General features: G+C 58.7%; 1 protein-coding gene and 1 pseudogene. Both read left to right on the top strand.

The features are described 5' to 3' along the window. Positions 1-175: pseudogene (locus HMPREF1627_RS10620) on the top strand (MFS transporter); the annotation flags it as partial. A 23-nt stretch (positions 176-198) separates the two neighbouring features. Next, positions 199-552, top strand: a 354-nt coding sequence (locus HMPREF1627_RS00430) for a hypothetical protein (protein WP_034500017.1), incomplete at its 3' end; no start/stop codon positions are given.

Raw genomic sequence — 552 nt, 5'->3', positions numbered from 1 at the left:
CGGCGCGATTGGGTTCACCGCGGCAGTGGCAGCGCTTGGCCCGTTCCTTGTAGGTGTATGCCTGTCGATGATGGCGGCCTCCACGTTCTTCTTCGCTGCGGCCATCTACTGCATCTTCTGTTCCGTGATTTGTTGGATGCGTTACGCACGCAAGAACGCGCCGTTCCCAGGTTAAACGGCCCCGATTTGGAGGAAATCATGACTGATTCAACTAAGCAGGGCTATCGCGAATCTGCTTCCGGCGTGTTCGCGCTCGGCTCAAAGTTGCGCCGCGGCGAAGTTTCAGGTGACGCACGCCAGATTTTCCTAGAGGGAGGACGCGACGCAGACTCGTTCTACCGCCAGCGCTGGTCCTATGACAAGATTGTGCGTTCGACACACGGCGTGAACTGCACGGGCTCGTGTTCCTGGAAAATATACGTGAAGGACGGCGTGATCACCTGGGAGTCGCAGGCAGTAGACTACCCGTCTACCGGCCCGGATATGCCTGAGTATGAGCCGCGCGGATGCCCTCGTGGCGCGGCGTTCTCTTGGTATGAGTATTCGCCAACG

The sequence above is a fragment of the Actinomyces sp. S6-Spd3 genome (assembly GCF_000758755.1).
Lineage (GTDB): Bacteria > Actinomycetota > Actinomycetes > Actinomycetales > Actinomycetaceae > Pauljensenia.
Note: the sequence above shows the minus strand (reverse complement) of the source record. Positions and strands in the feature narration are given on the sequence as shown.